Here is a 16,872-nt window from a genome sequence, read left to right as displayed (position 1 = left end):
TCTGCACTTTTATTATACTGAAAGAGACGTGTAAGAGTAACATCCATAGGATTGAATTTAGTCTTACAAACTGGAATTTAGTCTTTCACTTTACCTTTATTTATTTTTATTTCTTTACTCAGAACGCATGTTCGGTATATAATAAGCATATACTATAGAAAATAATGGATTGAGCGGTGAGCTTATGAAACAGAATCGTATTATCTTTCATATTGATGTGGACTCTGCCTACCTTTCATGGGAAGCAGTATATCGCTTGCAAAATGGAGCGCCCCTTGATCTACGTACGATACCTTCGGCAGTGGGGGGAGACCCGAAAAGTCGCCATGGGATTATCCTGGCCAAAAGCACTCCTGCAAAACAATATAAAATTCAGACGGGAGAAACCCTTCATAATGCACTGAAAAAGTGCCCAAGTCTCCATATTGTTTCTCCATCCTACGGCCTGTATATGCAATGCTCTAATGCTATGATGGCGATATTGGAAGAATATTCGCCAGTGATTCAACGGTTTTCTGTGGATGAGGTATTTTTAGACTATACAGATATGGAACATCGCTGGGGTGATCCCATCACGATGGCCCACAGGATAAAAGATAGGATCAAGGAGGAATTGGGTTTTACCGTTTCCATAGGCATATCTAGCAATAAGCTATTGGCCAAAATGGCATCAGACTTGAAGAAGCCAGATGCTGTGGCAACAGTTTTTCCCGAGGAAATTTCCCAGAAAATATGGCCATTGCCTGTAGAATCGCTTTTTTACGTGGGCAGGGCGACGCTGCCTAAGCTGAATAAGATAGGCATCTATACCATAGGAGATCTTGCCACTTGTGATTATGAGCACATAAAATACAGGTTAAAAAGCCATGGCATTATGATTTGGAATTATGCAAACGGGCGGGAAGATTCCCCTGTCCGTGGGGGAAAACATATGGATATGAAGGGCATTGGCAATTCCAGTACCATCGCCTTTGATGTGGAAGACAAAGCTACGGCTTATAGAATTCTTCTTGCCATTACAGAAACGGTGTCCATGCGCCTTAGGCATACAGAAAATGTATGTGGATTGGTCGCCATAAGTCTAAGAGATACAGAGCTTAGGACTTATTCTCACCAACGGAAGCTATTTTCTCCCACAGATTGTACAAAGGAAATCTTTAAGACCGTCGCGGAATTATTCGATGAAGCATGGAGAAGGGAGCCGATTCGAAATTTTGGGGTCAGAGTATCTGAATTGTCCAGTAATGAATTCCAACAGAAATCATTATTTGATGACATCGACCGAGAAAGAAATAAGGCATTGGATGCTGTGATAGATCAGGTAAGGCTGCGCTACGGTTCAACATCTATCATGAAGGCTGTATTGTTAAACTCGGGAATCAAATCGATGATTGGCGGCGTTGGTGCTGATGACTACCCTATGATGGCCAGTTTACTATAGGAGGCGAGAAATGTGAAAATAGTTGCAAAGCCCATAGATGTCCTCGCAAAATTTAATAAAGAAGGTGTTCCCACACCTATAAAGTTTAAAATCGTTGGTGAAGCCGAAGCAGAGGTGGCCATAAAGGTCGATCGAGTGCTGACTAGAGAGTTGGAAAAACTGGCTGGGAATAAGATGTTTATCTTTAGGTGTCAAAGTGCCATCAACGGAGTAGAGAAAGTCTATGAGTTAAAGTATGGCTTAGAGACCTGCAAGTGGATGCTATTTAAAATCTAGGAGGGAGTGTCTATGATTAATCATGTATTGAAGTATTCCTTAGAAACCCATATGCCCATCAACATTATGTATCAAAAAGGAATGGAGATATCCCAACGGCAGATTCAGGTTCGGAAAATAGATGGGGATACTATCCAAGCATATTGTCATAGCAAAAATGCCATTCGAAATTTTAAGAAGAAAAATATTTTGTCTGCCATCATACCTGGCGTATATCCTGGAACCTATGGAAATAGGAGTATCGGATTTATGTAGTATGAAGTATTTAAATAGAAAATAGAATAAAAGATGGACAATACTAATGTGCTTGATGGATATTTGTGATAAAATCATTGTAAAGGAGTGGAGCCTATGGAAGATAAAACTTTTGAAATGCTATCAAGGATGTATGGAGAAATGCAGGAAGGTTTTAACAGGCTGGACACTAGAATGGGTGGCATCGAAGGTAGAATGAGTGGCCTTGAAAACAGAATGGATGGTCTTGAAGATAGAATCGATGATCTTCAGAGCAGAACGGCTAGCAGTGAAAATGTATTAATAAGATTAGAAAACAAAATGGATGAAAATCATAAGGCTTTATATGATGGATACAAGCAAAGTATGGAAGGTATCAACGAATTAAGAGATAAGGTAGATAAGCTTGCGGACCGTGTAGAACATCAAGAAATTAAGCTACAGGTAATCAAAGGTTCTAAATAGATAAACACACTCATTATGGGTGTGTTTATTATTTTTTCAAATGATATAAAAGTATTTTCACTTCAAGGTGATCATTGAGGAATTATAAATATTAAGATAGTTTGTCATATTGTTTATGAAAGTTACGATAAGCATTATTGCTTAAGCTGATTCAGCCTATTCTCTAATTCATCAATTTTAGATTTAGCAAGACAAAGATCATTTTCCAATGCTTTTAATTTTTTTGGCAATTTAAAAATCAAGTAAAAAATACCCCATATAATTCCTATTATCAGTAATGTATTGATAATCTGGAATATTAGGGTATAGCTCAAATCAACAATTCCTGCTCTCATGGTTACATTCCTCCTATTTCAAAAGCGAGTAGCATTTTCTTGTAATAGTTTATCATATTTGAAGGCTGAGTAGGAATTATCTTACAAATGGATGATTAAAAATATATCCATAAAATAGTACGGCATAAGGTTGAGGGTAAGGCTGTAGGAGTAAATATCGTGGTCCGCAGACTGCAGATATCCGGCCACTTGTCATCCTGAGCGTCAGCGAAGGATCTGTACTCTGGGTTTGAGATTCTTCGCTACGCTCAGAATGACCATGAAGAAAATTATTTGTATAGCGAAAGACTATTCATCGCTAGTTTTGTAAGGTTAACTTGACATGAAAGAAAAATCGTAATATATTTATAATGTAAGGTTAACATTACAGGAGTGATGAATGATGAAAAATAAAATGAAAGAGTTTCGTGAGTCTCTTGGATTGACACAACAACAATTAGGAGAACTTGTAGGTGTATCAAGACAGGCAATCAATGCAATTGAGACGGAGAAGTATGAGCCGTCCATATGGTTGGCTTATGACATTTGTAAAGTATTCCATTGTTCCATAGAAGAGGTTTTTCTTTTTGAAGAAAGTGAGAGAAAATCAAGGGCACAGCAAAGTAGAGGTGTAATTTAAATGGCATTACGACAAATAAGACTTTTTGATGATGAAATACTAAGAAAAAAGAGTAAAGTGGTTGAAGTAGTAGATGATAAAATAAGAGAGATATTAAATGATATGGCGGATACCATGTATAATACGGAAAATGGTGGAGGCTTGGCAGCTCCACAAGTAGGTATATTGAAGCGATTGGTTGTGATTGACATGGGACAAGGACTGATAAAATTGGTGAATCCCAAAATCATTGCGCAAGAAGGCACCCAAGAAGTGATAGAGGGCTGCTTAAGTATCCCTAATAAGTTGGGCGTGCTAAAAAGACCTGCAAAGGTAACTGTACAAGCATTAAATGAAAATGGTGAGGAAATTATATTGACTGGCACAGGAGATCTAGCAAAATGTTTCTGCCATGAAATTGATCATTTAGAAGGTATTCTTTTTACAGATTTCGTTACCGAGTATATAAAGTAATTTGGTTTTGTCTTGTCGTCTATATAAAACGTAGAAATATTGGAAAATAGCTTTTATTTCTTCCACAAATATGTTATATTTATATCTTGGTCAGTTCGAAACCATCCTGACTTTAAACAAAACTATGGAGGGATAAAAAATGAAAAATGTAAGATTTTTAGTGCAAGGAGCGCTGATTGCGGCGATCTATGCCGTATTGACCGTAGCCTTTGCACCATGGAGTTATGGACCAGTGCAGGTAAGAATAGCAGAAGCTTTAACTATATTGCCAGCCTTCACACCAGCAGCCATACCAGGGTTATTTGTAGGCTGTATTCTCGCCAACATTTTTGGAGGCAACGGTATGATTGATATCGTATTTGGCAGCTTGGCAACACTGCTGGCAGCATTCTTATCCTATAAGGCTTCAAAAAAATGGCTGGTACCCATACCGCCGATTGTCGTAAATGGGATCGTGGTAGGATTTATACTGAATTATCTTTACCAGATGCCATTGGTGGCCACCATGGGGTGGGTTGCCCTTGGTCAGTTTGTAGCGTGCTATGGATTAGGTTATCCATTGATGATGGGATTAGAAAAGTATAAGGATAGAATCTTTAAGGTGTAAAGGATGAGACTTGGCTTCGGCTGAGTCTTTTTTCACATGTAGAACCTCTCTGCGTAATAAATAAAGGATAGATCATATAGGTTAAGGCTAGAAAAAACTGTAGGGGCGAACAGTGTTCCCCTGTATTTGTATAATTTGTGTTAACACCTAGGGTATATCATGCTGAGTGTAGCGAAGCATCTAAAGGATGAGACAGATCCTTCGCTGTTGTGCAGGATGACAGGTGCGGTGATGTCTGTGGTCTTCTGGCGAACACTGTTCGCCCCTACAAGCCTTAAATCGCATTTACCTACAAATATGCACGAATAGTATGATACAATATCAATATAGAATGATAGCAGAGCTTTTTTAAAAAAACATGTAACGAATGGATGAAATTAACGTCTAATAGGTGAAGAGTAAAAAACAAAAGTTGAAAGGATGATTAATATATGAAAAGAATAGCAGCATTTGCATTGATAGGAGTTATGAGTTTGAGCGTTTTTGTAGGGTGCACCAAGACCCAGCCAGAAGAGAAAAAGCCGGAGGATAGCGTTGTAACCCAGCCAGCAGACGATCAAGAGACGCCTGATCCAAGTGAAACACAGCAGCAAGAAGATCAAGATGTGAAAAAAGTGGAAGGTATCTATACTGGTCAGATTGATGGAAATTCCATTGAGGTACAAGTGGGTAGAGAACCTATGGTTTTCTGGATGGAGGATATCAGCAAGGCGATCAATGGGCTAAAGGGTAAAGAAAAGGTTCGCATTGAGTATAAAGAAGCTGAGAGTGGACAGTTGAGATTGATCAAGATTGAAAAACTTCAATAAGAGTTCTATTTTCTCAATAGATTTCATATGTAAAAATTAGGATATGAATTTCTTCTTTACAAAGAACTGAAAAAGATATAAGCTATTGTTAGAAAATTTCATATCGTTACGAACAGAGCTAGGGGAGCTATTAAGGCTGAGAGGACACGAAAAAGAGTCCGACCCTTTGAACCTGACATGGATAATACCAGCGTAGGGAAGCGAAAGTGGTCATATATATGATGTACCTTATATGTCTATCAAAGCCCCTATGGAAATTATCCATAGGGGCTTTTTATATTGAAGGGAGAGGAATGGATGGAGATTGTTGTGAATGGCAAGCGAGAATCTATAGACCAATCTATGAGTATTCTCCAGTATCTGTCATTGAAGGGCCTTGACCCGAACCGGGCAGTGGTAGAACACAACTATACGGTTGTGAAAAAAGAAGAATGGGGAAATATCATTCTTAAAGAAAATGATCAGCTAGAAGTATTAAGATTTGTTGGAGGGGGTTGAAGACATGGAGGATTTATTAAAAATTGGTGGTGTGGAGTTAAAGAGCAGGCTTTTTGTAGGCACAGGGAAGTTTTCCAGCTATGAGATCATGAAAGAGGCCATTGCAGCTTCAGGTTCCCAAGTGGTTACCGTAGCTTTAAGACGGATTGACTTGGCGTCTCAAGAAGAAAATGTATTGAACTTTGTTCCAAAGGATTGTGTATTGCTGCCCAATACGTCAGGAGCCCGCACAGCAGAGGAAGCAGTACGAATCGCCCGCATTGCCAGAGCTGCTGGTTGTGGCAATTGGATTAAAATCGAGGTCATATCCGATAACAAGTACCTGCTGCCTGATAATTATGAAACTATTAAGGCTACAGAAATTCTGGCCAAAGAAGGTTTTATCGTGTTGCCCTATATGAATCCTGACTTGATGGTAGCCAAAAAGCTAAAAGAGGTAGGGGCGGCGGCGGTGATGCCGTTGGGAGCACCTATAGGCACCAACCGAGGCTTGAAAACCAAGGAAATGGTACGTATTCTTATTGATGAGATCGATCTGCCTATTATCGTAGACGCGGGGATTGGAAAGCCTTCTGAAGCAGCAGAAGCTATGGAAATGGGAGCTGCTGCTGTGCTGGTGAATACAGCCATTGCCACGGCTGGAGATCCTGTGGTGATAGCCAGGGCATTTGATCTGGCTGTTCAAGCTGGAAGGCTGGCCTATCTATCCAGACCTGGCGCTACAAAACTTTATGCAGAGGCATCCTCGCCTTTGACAGGATTCTTAGAATAAGTGTAAAGAAGGGATTTGGATGAGTTTTTATCAACGTTACCTAGAATATAAAGATTTTGATCTATATGGATTTTTTAGCAGTATTACGGATCAAGACATACACCGTGTATTGTCCAAGGAAAAGCTAGATGAACGGGACTTTTTAACCCTATTATCTCCCCAAGCAGGCAAACACCTGGAAGCCATGGCTCAAAGAGCTCATCGCTTGACGGTGCAGCATTTTGGGAAAGTAATCTTTTTATATACACCCATCTATCTTGGGGATTACTGTGTTAATCGTTGTGTATATTGCAGCTTTAATGTGGATAATAAGTTCTCCAGAAAGAAGTTATCCCCAGAGGAATTGGAGAAGGAGGCCCGAGCCATCGCTGAAACAGAGCTAAAGCATGTTTTGATCCTCACTGGCGAATCACGGCACCATACTCCGGTGGCATATATCCGGGACTGCGTCAGGATATTGAAAAAACACTTTTCATCTATTTCCATCGAGGTTTATCCTTTGGAGACAGAGGAATACAGGGAGCTTATGGAAGAAGGCGTGGATGGGCTGACGATTTATCAAGAGGTATATAACGAGGAGATCTATGACGAGGTTCATATTTCAGGTCCTAAAAAGAACTATCAGTATCGGTTGGATGCGCCAGAACGGGGCTGTGAAGCGGGTATGCGCTCCGTCAATATAGGTGCCCTGCTGGGGTTGGATGACTGGAGAAGGGAAGCTTTCCTTACAGGGATTCATGGGGCGTATCTACAGGATAAGTATCTGGACGTAGAGGTAGGTTTGTCTTTGCCTCGGATTAGACCCCATTTGGGTAGTTACCAGCCGAAAAGTCCCGTGGCAGATCGTGATTTGGTGCAAATCATGATGGCCTTAAGATTGTTCTTACCAAGGGCGGCGATTGCCATATCTACCCGGGAACAGAGCTATCTGCGGGATCATTTGCTGCCTTTAGGGGTGACGAAAATGTCTGCAGGGGTGTCCACCTCTGTAGGAGGGCATACGGATGATGACAAAGGTTCCAGTCAATTTGACATTTCGGATCAGCGCAGCGTATATGAGATGAAGAGGATGCTAAAAGAAAAGGGATATCAGCCTGTATTCAAGGACTGGGATCGAATATAGGAGGCAGGTATGAACTTGTTTGAAGAGGCTTTGCTGAGTCATATGGGTAAGGAAAATTTAGAAAAGGTGCAAAACTGCAAAGTAGGAATCGCAGGGGCAGGAGGGTTAGGCTCCAACTGTGCCTTCAATCTGGTGAGAAGCGGATTCAAGCATTTTGTCATGGCAGATTTCGATGTGGTGGAGTTTACCAATTTGAATCGCCAATTTTATTTTGCCAAGCATGTAGGGCGAAAAAAGGTGGATGCATTGAAGGAGAACTTACTACATATTAACTGTGATCTTTGGATTGAAACCTATCGGGAAAAAATTGAATCCCATAATGTGGGGGATGTGTTCAAGGATTGTGATGTGGTGGTGGAAGCCTTTGACAAGGCCCAGTATAAGCGGATGATTGTGGAGCACTATCTCAATTCTGAAAAATTGCTGGTTTCCGCATCGGGCTTGGCTGGATGGGGAAAAAGCGATGCAATCCAGGTACATCGGATGAAAGAAAGGTTTTATCTCGTTGGAGACCTGGAAACAGAGGTGGGCGAAGACGTGCCGCCCATGTCTCCCAGGGTGAATATTGCAGCGGCAAAACAGGCAGATGTGGTTTTAGCCTATGTTTTGGGAGAGAATCCATATGTAAAGGGGTGATCAAATGCGTAAAAATATCATTGATACGGATTTATATGGCATTACGGCGGAGGAGCATTCCCTTGGTCGGAGTAATATCGAAGTTGTCAAGGAAATGATCCGTGCTGGCATCAAGGTGATTCAATACCGGGAGAAGGATAAAAAGGCTCTCTATAAATATGAGGAATGCTTAGCTATTCGTAAGCTGACCGAGGAAGCAGGGGTTCATTTTATCGTCAACGATGATATTGACATTGCTCTTTTGGTAAAGGCCGATGGTATCCATATTGGCCAGGAGGATCTTCCCATTGAAAAGGTTCGGGAATTGGTGGGGCCGGACATGATCATCGGTTTGTCTACCCATTCACCGGAACAAGGCCAGGATGCTGTAAAGAGGGGAGCAGACTATATAGGTGTAGGACCTATTTTCAAGACCTACACGAAAAAGGATGTATGTGATCCAGTGGGATTGACTTATTTAGATTATGTGGTAAAGAATTTAGATATTCCTTTTGTGGCCATTGGAGGTATCAAGGAGCACAATATCGCTGAAGTGAAGGGCAGAGGTGCAAAATGTATCTGCCTTGTAACGGAGATCGTAGGGGCAGAGAATATTGGAGAAAAAATTAAAGCTTTAAGAGGGATGATGAAATAGAGGTGAGTACATGAAAAAGGCGTTGACCATCGCTGGTTCCGATTCCTGCGGAGGCGCGGGAATACAAGCGGATTTAAAAACATTTTCGGCTTTAGGCGTCTATGGCATGAGTGTCATTACAGCCATTACGGCTCAAAATACCCAGGGTGTTATAGGGGTGGAAGAGATTTCGCCAGAGATGGTGGGGATGCAAATGGATGCAGTCTTTCAAGATATCCCTGTGGATGCCGTGAAGGTAGGAATGGTATCCAATATAGAGATTATTGAAATGATCGGTGAGAAGCTAAAGTCCTACCATATGGAAAAGGCCGTGGTGGACACGGTGATGGTATCCAAGAGCGGCTGTCATCTTCTCAGGCCTGAATCTAAGGAAGCATTGATTCAGAAGCTGATTCCACAAGCTTATGTGGTAACACCCAACCTCCACGAGGCAGAAGTACTTACAGGTAGAACCGTCAAAACCCTTGAAGAAATGCAAGAAGCTGCCAAAGTGATCTATGCCATGGGCCCTAAGCATGTGATCGTAAAAGGTGGTCATCTGGAAGGAAAAGCTACCGATGTCCTATACGATGGGCAAGGATTTATATATTTTGAAGGAGAGCGGGTGGACACAAAAAACACCCATGGAACAGGATGTACCTTTGCTTCTGCCATTGCAGCCCATTTGGCATTGGGCTGTAATCTGGTGGAGGCAGTTGAAAAAGCCAAGTCTTATATTACCATGGCCATTGCCCATTCCTTTAGCATTGGAAAGGGTGTTGGCCCAACCCATCATTTTTATCAGTTTTATCCGGAGAGGAGCATATAGATGACACAATTAGAAAGTGCAAGAAAAGGAATCATTACAAAGGAAATGGAAGCTGCGGCAGAACTGGAGGGCATTTCTCCAGAGTTGTTAAGAGAAGGAATTGCCCAAGGGGAAATCGTATTACCATGCAATATTAACCATAAAGGGATTCGGCCCATCGCAGTAGGTAAGGGGTTATCCACCAAGGTAAACGCCAATATCGGAACCTCCGATGCCTATCCAGAAATTGAAAAGGAATTAGAAAAATTAAAGGCTGCCATTGAAGCAGGCGCCCATTCCGTTATGGACTTAAGCACAGGAGGAGACATTGATCAATCCAGAAAGGCCATTCTTCAAGCCAGTCCTGTGATGGTAGGAACCGTGCCACTGTACCAAGCCTTGGTAGATGCAGAGGAAAAGGGGAGAGGGATGGTGGAAATGACCGATGAGGACATTTTCCATGCTGTCGAAAAGCATTGTGAAGATGGGGCAGATTTTATCACGGTGCACTGTGGCGTGACGTTGGAAGTGATTGAGGCTTTAAGGAATAATGGAAGGGTGATGGATATCGTATCCCGAGGCGGGTCTTTCATGACTGCCTGGATGCTCCATAATCAAAAGGAAAATCCCCTCTATACTCAGTATGACAGGCTGTTGGAAATTGCAAAAAAATACGATGTAACCCTGAGCCTTGGAGATGGGTTGAGACCAGGATGTATCGAAGATGCCAGTGATGCACCCCAGATTAGAGAATTGATCATCCTCGGGGAATTGGTAAAACGAGGGAGAGATGCAGGTGTTCAAGTCATGGTAGAGGGGCCGGGTCACGTGCCATTGGATCAGATTACGGCCAATATGAAGATGGAAAAGACCCTATGCCACAATGCGCCTTTCTATGTATTGGGACCTATTGTGACTGATGTAGCACCGGGATATGATCACATCACTTCTGCCATTGGTGGAGCCATCGCGGCCTCTTCTGGCGCAGATTTTCTATGCTATGTAACACCAGCGGAGCATTTGGGATTACCAACTATGGAGGACGTAAAGGAAGGGGTAATCGCTTCCAGAATCGCTGCCCATGCCGCCGATATCGTAAAAGGGGTAAAGGGTGCCAAGGAATGGGATTTAGAAATGGCCAAGGCCAGAAAAAATCTGGATTGGGAAAGACAGATTCAATTGGCTATAGACCCTGTAAAGGCTGACCGACTGAGAAAAGAGAAGAACACAGATACTCAAGATTGCTGCACCATGTGCGGAAAGTTTTGTGCCTATAAGATTGTCAGTGAGCATTTGGGTAGAACTTTTCAAGGTGGATGCTAACAAAGAAACCAGGTGAAAATATTTCACCTGGTTTTTCTATGGGATTACATTTCTTCTTGCTTTAACTTTTGGGTGCGGCCATTCTCCACATAGTGGAGGGCGAAAAGGAGTAAAGCGATAAAGAATGCACCATATAAAGTTAACTGCCATACGGAAAGGACACGGTGGGTCATCAAGTATTTGCCTGTCCACAATGGCCCTAAAGCGTGACCTGCCTCAGCGATAATAGGAACAATGGCGTTGAACCTACCCCTATGGGTGACGGGGGTGTTATTGGCTACATAGGCCATGCCGTTGGTGCTGACCAGTATTTCTCCCAAGGTCCAGACAAAGGTAGAGAAAATAAACAAATATAGATGACTGATACTAGATAGCATACCGAACCCTGCGGCGTAAAAAATTCCGCCCAAAGCTACGCAGAAGATCGGTTTTAATTTCAAAGTTAGCTTGGTGACCAAAGTAGTAAAGATCACAACGGTGAGGGCATTGGTTGCCATGATGAAACCATAGTATTTTGCTCCCTGATCATCACCAAAAAACTGTTGCATTTGCATAGGTAGGGTAAACAAATGTTGGACGTAGACAAACGAGTAAAGCATGATACAGAACAAGAACGTCATCAAAACAGGCCTTTTGATCATGGCAGACAGTAGACTGCCGCCCTCTGCCCGTTCATTGATTTCCAGATCATCATGAATTTCTGCAATTTTTTCCTCATCGGGCCTTGTTTCTGGGATAAATACAGCCACCAGAATAAGGGATAGGAAAGTGGTAAGGGCATCCCCAATAAAAATCCAAGGTAAATGGTTTTTGTATAAAAGCCCCGCTACCATGGGACCGACGGCAAAGCCAAGGTTATGGCCTAGGTACAACAAAGAATATGCTTCTTTTCGATTGGTGCTATTGGTTAAATCGGCCACCATGGCACCATTGGCTGGACCAGCAGCACCGCCAAAGAGGCTGGATAGTATCAAAAGCCAAGGAATAACAGTAGAATTTCCAAGGAAGGCACAGGGGATGAAGCTAAGGGCCGCCAAGGACTGGAATAAAATAAAGATCTTCTTGCGTCCCAGGTGATCCGCCAGCTTACCACCGATGAAGGAGCCAGGTACATAGGCAAAGGCAGCCAGCATCATGAAGTATCCAGTTTTTTCTGTAGATAGACCCAGCTTGTTTGAGAGGAACATTGCCATGAAAGGCATGACGAAATGGCCAGCACTATTCACCATCCGGGCGAAAAAAATAACAAAGACATTATTGGGCAAATCTTTATAGGGCCCAAGGAATTTTTTCATTTAAAAAGCCTCCTCCTAAAATAAAATCCAAATAATTCCATAGAGTATATTATAACACGACGATAATTGACTGTATATAAAAAATATTTGAACAAGTAAGTAAATTTTTATGGCTTAGTTACTATATCTTAGGTAGGGGATGCCCTATGCTGTTGTCTCCATAGGAAGAGGACAAATATATAGTGTCCGCTCCTAGGAAACTGGAAGAAAACCGTTGGAAATATAAATTTGGATTCTTCATAACATATCCATATAGGAAAAAAAGGTTCATGTATTTCTAATAAAAGATTATGCTATAATACCAATAAGTAAGAAAACAGATGAGAATTAGGAGAGATTGTATGGCGAAAATTGAATTAATTGCTACAGCTACCTTTGGCCTAGAAGAGATGGTAAAGCTGGAGGTAAAACAGCTGGGATATGAAGATATAAAAGTGGAAAATGGAAAGGTTAGCTTCACTGGTGATGAAGCAGCGATTCCAAAGACGAATCTTTGGTTACGGACAGCAGATCGGGTCCTTTTGAAGATGGGAGAATTCGAAGCTAGAAGCTTTGAAGAGCTTTTTCAGAAGACTAAGGCAATCCCTTGGGAGGAATGGATTCCTGAGAATGGAAAATTTCCTGTCATCGGTAAGTCTGTAAAATCCCAGCTTTTCAGTGTGCCTGATTGCCAGGCCATCGTAAAGAAAGCGGTAGTAGAGCGATTGAAAAGTGTTTATAATGTGGAATGGTTTCAAGAGGATGGCCCTGAGTATGAGATCGAGGTAGCTCTTTTAAAGGATGTGGTAACTCTAACCATCGATACCAGTGGAGCAGGATTACATAAGAGGGGATACAGAGAAAAGGCCAATGAAGCACCCTTAAAGGAAACCCTGGCAGCTGCCATGGTGATGATTAGCCGATGGCGGGAAGATCGGGTGTTGATAGATCCGTTCTGTGGATCTGGAACCATTGCCATCGAAGCAGCCTTGATTGGGCGGAATATGGCACCGGGGTTGGAACGAAAATTTACTGCTGAAGCTTGGCCTAGGGTGCCTGAGCAGCTATGGAAGGAAGCCCGTATGGAGGCCCTAAAAGCTATTCGGCAGGATGTGGATATTCATATCCTAGCCTCTGACATAGATTCAAAGGCTGTGAAGATTGCCGAGGACAATGCCTATCGCGCAGGGGTGGATGATTGTATCACTTTTAAGGTACAGGATATGGCCAAAGTGGAGTCCGATGGGAAATATGGCTATATTATTTGCAACCCACCCTATGGAGAGAGACTGGGAGAAAAGAAAGAAGTGGAGCGGCTCTATAAGCGGATGGGGCAGGCTTTTAGCAAATTGGATACTTGGTCTGTGTATGTGATAACCTCTGATGAGCAGTTTGAGGCGCTATATGGAAAAAAAGCCAGCAAGAAGAGAAAATTATATAATGGAAGAATCAAGGTAGATTATTATCAATTCTTTGGACCAAAGCCGCCAAAGGAAATGTTGGGAAAGGGGTAAGGGAAATGCCTGTATTTGAGTATAAGTGTGAAGAATGTGAAAAAATATTTGATGTGCTTGTGAAAACCAGTGACAGGGATCAAGGACAAAAATGTCCCCATTGTCAGAGCGAAAAAGTAAAGAAACTCTTTTCAACCTTTGGTATAGGGCGTAATTCTACCAGCAGACCTTGTGGTGTACCAAACACTACTCCTTGTGGTGGGGGCTGTGGCTGTGGAATGTAGGAAGTTTTTGAGAAAGGTTGAAATAAACAATGGCTGTCGTATCTACGGCAGCCATTGCTGTATAAAAGGAGGGAAATTTTATTTTAATTGAAGAGATACCCGGCCTTCCGCCACAAGGTGGTGAATAATTTTGATAGACAAACCTAATTGTGTCTGAATTTCTATGGTTGTGGCGCCAGGAAATTCTTCAAGATAATCTTTGATCTTCATATATGCATCCTGCATAATTTCTTCACATTTTTCACAATAACCGAAGATGGATGCATTACGGATCAGACCCTTGCACCTTTTACAGGTTTTTGAAGCATAGAAATCTGTATTTTGCTCCCTGTAAACCATGGCTAGTCCTCCTATTCGATAGTAGCATCACATATAAGTACATACGAGAAAAGAAAAAAGTTTGAGTACCTTAAATATTATTTTATTTTGATTTGATAAATATTGAAATAGTGAGAAAGTACTACTTATGTTAAGAAAGGATGTAAGAATCGAAAAAAGAACTTGGGAAGGATTGAATTACAGTTGTATTTGGTCTAAAATATGGGTATGAATAATAAAAATATTTTTAATATTTCATGATTGTTAGGAGGAGATAGGATGTTTAAGCTGATACCAGAGAAAACAGCTTTATTGGTCATCGATGTGCAGTGGGATTTTTGGAAATATAAGCTTCCACAAGTACCTCCCCCAACCTTGTTATCCAATATTAAAGATTTGATCCAGTTCTGTAGAACAAAAAACGCGAAGGTCGTTTATGTGAAGCATATCACCCATAATAAAAATAGTGATTTCTTCCAAGAGGGAACGGAAGGCGCAGAAATTATGGAAGAAATCAAGCCTATGCCAGAGGATCACATTGTGATCAAGCATACACCAGGGGCCTTTTTCAATAGCGACCTCGATGGATATCTTCGGGAAAGCGGTATAGAAAATCTGGTGATTACCGGGATGCAAACCGATCACTGCTGTGATACCACCACCCGAGAGGCCCACGCCCTAGGGTATAGAAATTATTTTATTATGGATGGTACAGCTACCTTTGATATGATAGGAAAGGATGGAGAATGGATTCCCAGGGAAGAAGTGCAGAGAGTAGAAGCGGCCATTCTATCCAATGGTTTTGCTACTTGCTTAACGAAGGAAGAGTTTAAGAAATTGTTTTAAATCAGATACACCCCTACGGATAGCGATAGATGGAAGGAAACGCTAACCTGAGGATAAAGAAAAGAAATGAATGACCATATTAAAATGTAGGGGGTTGGAGAGAATGAAGAGATTTATGGAAAATATACCGATGAATACAATGCTTATAGGTGCGTTCATCGGCTTCTTTTTTGCTTTGTTAACCAATGCGATGGTTTACTTTTTTCTATTCTCAGGATTGGCCTTTGCCATAGGAAAGGAACTGGAAAGGCGAATAAATCCTTCTTCTGAAGAAGTAAAATCAAAAAACGATATAAAATAGGGAATACTTACTAAAAAGCCGTAAGAGGAAGGAGCAGTACAAGAACCCATGAGAAATGTGAAATTGATCATAGAATATGATGGAACAAAATACAATGGATGGCAAAGGCTAGGGAATACAGACAATACCATACAGGCGAAGCTTGAAGGGGTATTGAGTAAGATGACAGGGGAAAATATCGAGATCATAGGCTCAGGGCGAACCGATGCAGGTGTCCATGCCTATCATCAGATTGCCAATTTTAAAACCCACAGCATGATGTCTGTCTATGAAATGAGGGATTACTGTAACCAATACCTTCCCCAAGATATTGTAGTAAAGGAAGCGGTGGAAGTAGAAGAACGGTTTCATGCCAGATACAATGCCACAAGTAAGAAATACCTGTATCGCATATGGACGGGAAGAATCCCCACAGTTTTCCACAGGAAATATACCTACTATATTCCCCAACGGTTAAATGTTGAGGCTATGAGGAAGGCAGCCAGCTATCTTATTGGAGAACACGATTTTCAGGCTTTTTCCTCCGTGAAATCGAAAAAGAAATCCACAGTAAGGAAGATCTATGCCATAGATATCCACAAAGAGGATAGTGAACTGAATATTCTATTTCACGGAAATGGATTTTTACATAACATGGTGCGGATCATAGCGGGAACATTGATTGAGGTTGGATTAGGAAAAATGAAAGCAGAGGAGATTCCAGAGATTCTGGAAGGAAAAATCAGAGCCCAGGCTGGGATAACAGCACCTGCCCAAGGATTATTTTTATATGAAGTACATTATGGTGAATAAGGGGGTTGTAAAGACGATGAAGCGAAAGGTATTGAAGCTAAAAAATGGGCAGAGCATGATTCTGCGAGAAGCTGTGCCAGAGGATGCCGAGGCGATGATCACCTTTGTGAATCAAGTAGCAGGAGAAAGTGACAACCTTACCTTTGGCCCAGGAGAATTTGCTGTTACCTTGGATCAAGAGAAAAGTATTTTAGCAGAGTTTCAACAGGGATTGAATCAACTGTTTTTGATAGGGGAAATCGATGGAGAGATCGTGGGCAATCTTACCTTTAGGGGTGGACATAGACCAAGGGTAGCCCATGTAGGTGAATTTGGGATTTCTGTATTGAAAAAATACTGGGGATTAGGAATCGGAAAATATCTGCTGGAATATCTGATTGATTGGGCGAGGGAAGTAGGTTTTATCTATAAGATTAATCTGCGGGTTAAGGAAGATAATGAAGGGGCGATTCAGCTCTATCGAAAAATGGGCTTTCGAGAAGAGGGAAGACTTACTCGAGATTTCTGCATCGACGGAAGGTATTATGATTCCATTGCCATGGGTCTACAGATCGATCCTGAAGAAAATAAATAAAAAAGATTTGGAACTCA

24 protein-coding genes and 1 riboswitch are annotated in these 16,872 nt (G+C 41.7%); of the genes, 21 read left to right on the top strand and 3 right to left on the bottom strand.

All coding sequences use genetic code 11. The features are described from left to right. Window positions 1–184 precede the first annotated feature (184 nt). From HNQ80_RS16475 to HNQ80_RS16460, 4 genes are all read left to right on the top strand, one after another. On the top strand, window positions 185–1,441 hold the full coding sequence (locus HNQ80_RS16475; protein WP_184311760.1) for a DNA polymerase Y family protein: 1,257 nt from the start codon (window positions 185–187) through the stop codon (window positions 1,439–1,441). A gap of 12 nt (window positions 1,442–1,453) precedes the next feature. After that, window positions 1,454–1,717, top strand: a complete 264-nt coding sequence (locus HNQ80_RS16470; protein ID WP_184311759.1) for a hypothetical protein — start codon at window positions 1,454–1,456, stop codon at window positions 1,715–1,717. A gap of 12 nt (window positions 1,718–1,729) precedes the next feature. Next, window positions 1,730–1,972: a hypothetical protein gene (locus HNQ80_RS16465; protein ID WP_184311758.1), complete on the top strand. Its 243-nt coding sequence runs from the start codon at window positions 1,730–1,732 to the stop codon at window positions 1,970–1,972. A gap of 96 nt (window positions 1,973–2,068) precedes the next feature. Continuing rightward, complete coding sequence (locus tag HNQ80_RS16460; RefSeq protein ID WP_184311757.1) at window positions 2,069–2,416, top strand: hypothetical protein; 348 nt, start codon at window positions 2,069–2,071, stop codon at window positions 2,414–2,416. A 134-nt stretch (window positions 2,417–2,550) separates the two neighbouring features. Here the strand turns inward: HNQ80_RS16460 and HNQ80_RS16455 are convergent, their stop codons facing one another. Further along, window positions 2,551–2,751: a hypothetical protein gene (locus HNQ80_RS16455; RefSeq protein ID WP_184311756.1), complete on the bottom strand. Its 201-nt coding sequence runs from the start codon at window positions 2,749–2,751 to the stop codon at window positions 2,551–2,553. 382 nt (window positions 2,752–3,133) lie between these two features. Here HNQ80_RS16455 and HNQ80_RS16450 point away from each other — a divergent pair, with 382 nt between their 5' ends. From HNQ80_RS16450 to thiC, 11 genes are all read left to right on the top strand, one after another. Next, a complete protein-coding gene (locus tag HNQ80_RS16450; RefSeq protein ID WP_184311755.1) occupies window positions 3,134–3,370 on the top strand; it encodes a helix-turn-helix transcriptional regulator in 237 nt (78 codons plus the stop codon). After that, window positions 3,371–3,823, top strand: coding sequence for a peptide deformylase (def, locus tag HNQ80_RS16445; RefSeq protein ID WP_184311754.1), 453 nt, complete (start codon window positions 3,371–3,373; stop codon window positions 3,821–3,823). Window positions 3,824–3,962: 139 nt separating this feature from the next. Continuing rightward, window positions 3,963–4,430: a QueT transporter family protein gene (locus tag HNQ80_RS16440; RefSeq protein WP_184311753.1), complete on the top strand. Its 468-nt coding sequence runs from the start codon at window positions 3,963–3,965 to the stop codon at window positions 4,428–4,430. 431 nt (window positions 4,431–4,861) lie between these two features. After that, complete coding sequence (locus HNQ80_RS16435; protein WP_184311752.1) at window positions 4,862–5,239, top strand: hypothetical protein; 378 nt, start codon at window positions 4,862–4,864, stop codon at window positions 5,237–5,239. A 110-nt stretch (window positions 5,240–5,349) separates the two neighbouring features. Next, a riboswitch (TPP riboswitch) is annotated at window positions 5,350–5,455 on the top strand. A gap of 81 nt (window positions 5,456–5,536) precedes the next feature. Continuing rightward, window positions 5,537–5,737: a sulfur carrier protein ThiS gene (thiS, locus tag HNQ80_RS16430; protein WP_184311751.1), complete on the top strand. Its 201-nt coding sequence runs from the start codon at window positions 5,537–5,539 to the stop codon at window positions 5,735–5,737. Window positions 5,738–5,741: 4 nt separating this feature from the next. After that, window positions 5,742–6,509: a thiazole synthase gene (locus HNQ80_RS16425; protein WP_184311750.1), complete on the top strand. Its 768-nt coding sequence runs from the start codon at window positions 5,742–5,744 to the stop codon at window positions 6,507–6,509. A gap of 19 nt (window positions 6,510–6,528) precedes the next feature. Next, entirely contained in the window at window positions 6,529–7,632 is a 1,104-nt protein-coding gene (thiH, locus tag HNQ80_RS16420) for a 2-iminoacetate synthase ThiH (protein WP_184311749.1), read from the top strand. A 9-nt stretch (window positions 7,633–7,641) separates the two neighbouring features. Further along, the gene (thiF, locus tag HNQ80_RS16415; RefSeq protein ID WP_184311748.1) at window positions 7,642–8,268 is read left to right on the top strand and encodes a sulfur carrier protein ThiS adenylyltransferase ThiF; all 627 of its coding nucleotides are present in this window, start codon (window positions 7,642–7,644) and stop codon (window positions 8,266–8,268) included. A 4-nt stretch (window positions 8,269–8,272) separates the two neighbouring features. Then, entirely contained in the window at window positions 8,273–8,902 is a 630-nt protein-coding gene (gene thiE / locus HNQ80_RS16410) for a thiamine phosphate synthase (RefSeq protein WP_184311747.1), read from the top strand. 10 nt (window positions 8,903–8,912) lie between these two features. Next, window positions 8,913–9,710, top strand: coding sequence for a bifunctional hydroxymethylpyrimidine kinase/phosphomethylpyrimidine kinase (gene thiD, locus HNQ80_RS16405; protein WP_184311746.1), 798 nt, complete (start codon window positions 8,913–8,915; stop codon window positions 9,708–9,710). Continuing rightward, window positions 9,711–11,012 carry a phosphomethylpyrimidine synthase ThiC gene (thiC, locus tag HNQ80_RS16400; RefSeq protein ID WP_184311745.1) on the top strand — a complete coding sequence of 434 codons (1,302 nt, stop codon included), beginning with the start codon at window positions 9,711–9,713 and terminating at the stop codon, window positions 11,010–11,012. 44 nt (window positions 11,013–11,056) lie between these two features. Here thiC and HNQ80_RS16395 read toward each other — a convergent pair whose 3' ends face one another. Continuing rightward, a complete protein-coding gene (locus HNQ80_RS16395) occupies window positions 11,057–12,307 on the bottom strand; it encodes an MDR family MFS transporter (protein ID WP_184311744.1) in 1,251 nt (416 codons plus the stop codon). 341 nt (window positions 12,308–12,648) lie between these two features. On the opposite strand from HNQ80_RS16395, the gene HNQ80_RS16390 reads away from it, so the two are divergent. Further along, window positions 12,649–13,800, top strand: coding sequence for a THUMP domain-containing class I SAM-dependent RNA methyltransferase (locus HNQ80_RS16390; RefSeq protein ID WP_184311743.1), 1,152 nt, complete (start codon window positions 12,649–12,651; stop codon window positions 13,798–13,800). Window positions 13,801–13,805: 5 nt separating this feature from the next. Further along, window positions 13,806–14,024 carry an FmdB family zinc ribbon protein gene (locus HNQ80_RS16385; protein WP_184311742.1) on the top strand — a complete coding sequence of 73 codons (219 nt, stop codon included), beginning with the start codon at window positions 13,806–13,808 and terminating at the stop codon, window positions 14,022–14,024. A gap of 78 nt (window positions 14,025–14,102) precedes the next feature. On the opposite strand, the gene HNQ80_RS16380 is transcribed toward HNQ80_RS16385, so the two are convergent. Continuing rightward, window positions 14,103–14,363, bottom strand: a complete 261-nt coding sequence (locus tag HNQ80_RS16380; protein WP_184311741.1) for a hypothetical protein — start codon at window positions 14,361–14,363, stop codon at window positions 14,103–14,105. A gap of 258 nt (window positions 14,364–14,621) precedes the next feature. On the opposite strand from HNQ80_RS16380, the gene HNQ80_RS16375 reads away from it, so the two are divergent. The 4 genes from HNQ80_RS16375 (at window position 14,622) to HNQ80_RS16360 (ending at window position 16,855) form a co-directional block, all read left to right on the top strand. Then, window positions 14,622–15,188, top strand: a complete 567-nt coding sequence (locus tag HNQ80_RS16375) for a cysteine hydrolase family protein (protein WP_184311740.1) — start codon at window positions 14,622–14,624, stop codon at window positions 15,186–15,188. A 103-nt stretch (window positions 15,189–15,291) separates the two neighbouring features. Further along, on the top strand, window positions 15,292–15,489 hold the full coding sequence (locus HNQ80_RS16370; RefSeq protein ID WP_184311739.1) for a hypothetical protein: 198 nt from the start codon (window positions 15,292–15,294) through the stop codon (window positions 15,487–15,489). 48 nt (window positions 15,490–15,537) lie between these two features. After that, complete coding sequence (gene truA / locus HNQ80_RS16365; RefSeq protein ID WP_184311738.1) at window positions 15,538–16,281, top strand: tRNA pseudouridine(38-40) synthase TruA; 744 nt, start codon at window positions 15,538–15,540, stop codon at window positions 16,279–16,281. A gap of 16 nt (window positions 16,282–16,297) precedes the next feature. Continuing rightward, window positions 16,298–16,855 (top strand): GNAT family N-acetyltransferase, encoded by a 558-nt coding sequence (locus tag HNQ80_RS16360; RefSeq protein WP_184311737.1) that lies wholly within the window; start codon window positions 16,298–16,300, stop codon window positions 16,853–16,855. Window positions 16,856–16,872 lie beyond the last annotated feature (17 nt).

Origin of the sequence: Anaerosolibacter carboniphilus, assembly GCF_014205875.1 — a bacterium.
GTDB classification, from domain to species: domain Bacteria; phylum Bacillota; class Clostridia; order Peptostreptococcales; family Thermotaleaceae; genus Anaerosolibacter; species Anaerosolibacter carboniphilus.
This window is presented reverse-complemented; position numbering and strand designations above follow the sequence as displayed.

Bases quoted from the DNA above. Each gene is read 5' to 3' on its own strand.
- HNQ80_RS16475 (WP_184311760.1), top strand. From the start codon at position 185: ATGAAACAGAATCGTATTATCTTTCATATTGATGTGGACTCTGCCTAC.
- HNQ80_RS16465 (WP_184311758.1), top strand. From the start codon at position 1,730: ATGATTAATCATGTATTGAAGTATTCCTTAGAAACCCATATGCCCATC.
- HNQ80_RS16460 (WP_184311757.1), top strand. From the start codon at position 2,069: ATGGAAGATAAAACTTTTGAAATGCTATCAAGGATGTATGGAGAAATG.
- HNQ80_RS16455 (WP_184311756.1), bottom strand. From the start codon at position 2,751: ATGAGAGCAGGAATTGTTGATTTGAGCTATACCCTAATATTCCAGATT.
- HNQ80_RS16450 (WP_184311755.1), top strand. From the start codon at position 3,134: ATGAAAAATAAAATGAAAGAGTTTCGTGAGTCTCTTGGATTGACACAA.
- def (WP_184311754.1), top strand. From the start codon at position 3,371: ATGGCATTACGACAAATAAGACTTTTTGATGATGAAATACTAAGAAAA.
- HNQ80_RS16440 (WP_184311753.1), top strand. From the start codon at position 3,963: ATGAAAAATGTAAGATTTTTAGTGCAAGGAGCGCTGATTGCGGCGATC.
- HNQ80_RS16435 (WP_184311752.1), top strand. From the start codon at position 4,862: ATGAAAAGAATAGCAGCATTTGCATTGATAGGAGTTATGAGTTTGAGC.
- thiS (WP_184311751.1), top strand. From the start codon at position 5,537: ATGGAGATTGTTGTGAATGGCAAGCGAGAATCTATAGACCAATCTATG.
- HNQ80_RS16425 (WP_184311750.1), top strand. From the start codon at position 5,742: ATGGAGGATTTATTAAAAATTGGTGGTGTGGAGTTAAAGAGCAGGCTT.
- thiH (WP_184311749.1), top strand. From the start codon at position 6,529: ATGAGTTTTTATCAACGTTACCTAGAATATAAAGATTTTGATCTATAT.
- thiF (WP_184311748.1), top strand. From the start codon at position 7,642: ATGAACTTGTTTGAAGAGGCTTTGCTGAGTCATATGGGTAAGGAAAAT.
- thiE (WP_184311747.1), top strand. From the start codon at position 8,273: ATGCGTAAAAATATCATTGATACGGATTTATATGGCATTACGGCGGAG.
- thiD (WP_184311746.1), top strand. From the start codon at position 8,913: ATGAAAAAGGCGTTGACCATCGCTGGTTCCGATTCCTGCGGAGGCGCG.
- thiC (WP_184311745.1), top strand. From the start codon at position 9,711: ATGACACAATTAGAAAGTGCAAGAAAAGGAATCATTACAAAGGAAATG.
- HNQ80_RS16395 (WP_184311744.1), bottom strand. From the start codon at position 12,307: ATGAAAAAATTCCTTGGGCCCTATAAAGATTTGCCCAATAATGTCTTT.
- HNQ80_RS16390 (WP_184311743.1), top strand. From the start codon at position 12,649: ATGGCGAAAATTGAATTAATTGCTACAGCTACCTTTGGCCTAGAAGAG.
- HNQ80_RS16385 (WP_184311742.1), top strand. From the start codon at position 13,806: ATGCCTGTATTTGAGTATAAGTGTGAAGAATGTGAAAAAATATTTGAT.
- HNQ80_RS16380 (WP_184311741.1), bottom strand. From the start codon at position 14,363: ATGGTTTACAGGGAGCAAAATACAGATTTCTATGCTTCAAAAACCTGT.
- HNQ80_RS16375 (WP_184311740.1), top strand. From the start codon at position 14,622: ATGTTTAAGCTGATACCAGAGAAAACAGCTTTATTGGTCATCGATGTG.
- HNQ80_RS16370 (WP_184311739.1), top strand. From the start codon at position 15,292: ATGAAGAGATTTATGGAAAATATACCGATGAATACAATGCTTATAGGT.
- truA (WP_184311738.1), top strand. From the start codon at position 15,538: ATGAGAAATGTGAAATTGATCATAGAATATGATGGAACAAAATACAAT.
- HNQ80_RS16360 (WP_184311737.1), top strand. From the start codon at position 16,298: ATGAAGCGAAAGGTATTGAAGCTAAAAAATGGGCAGAGCATGATTCTG.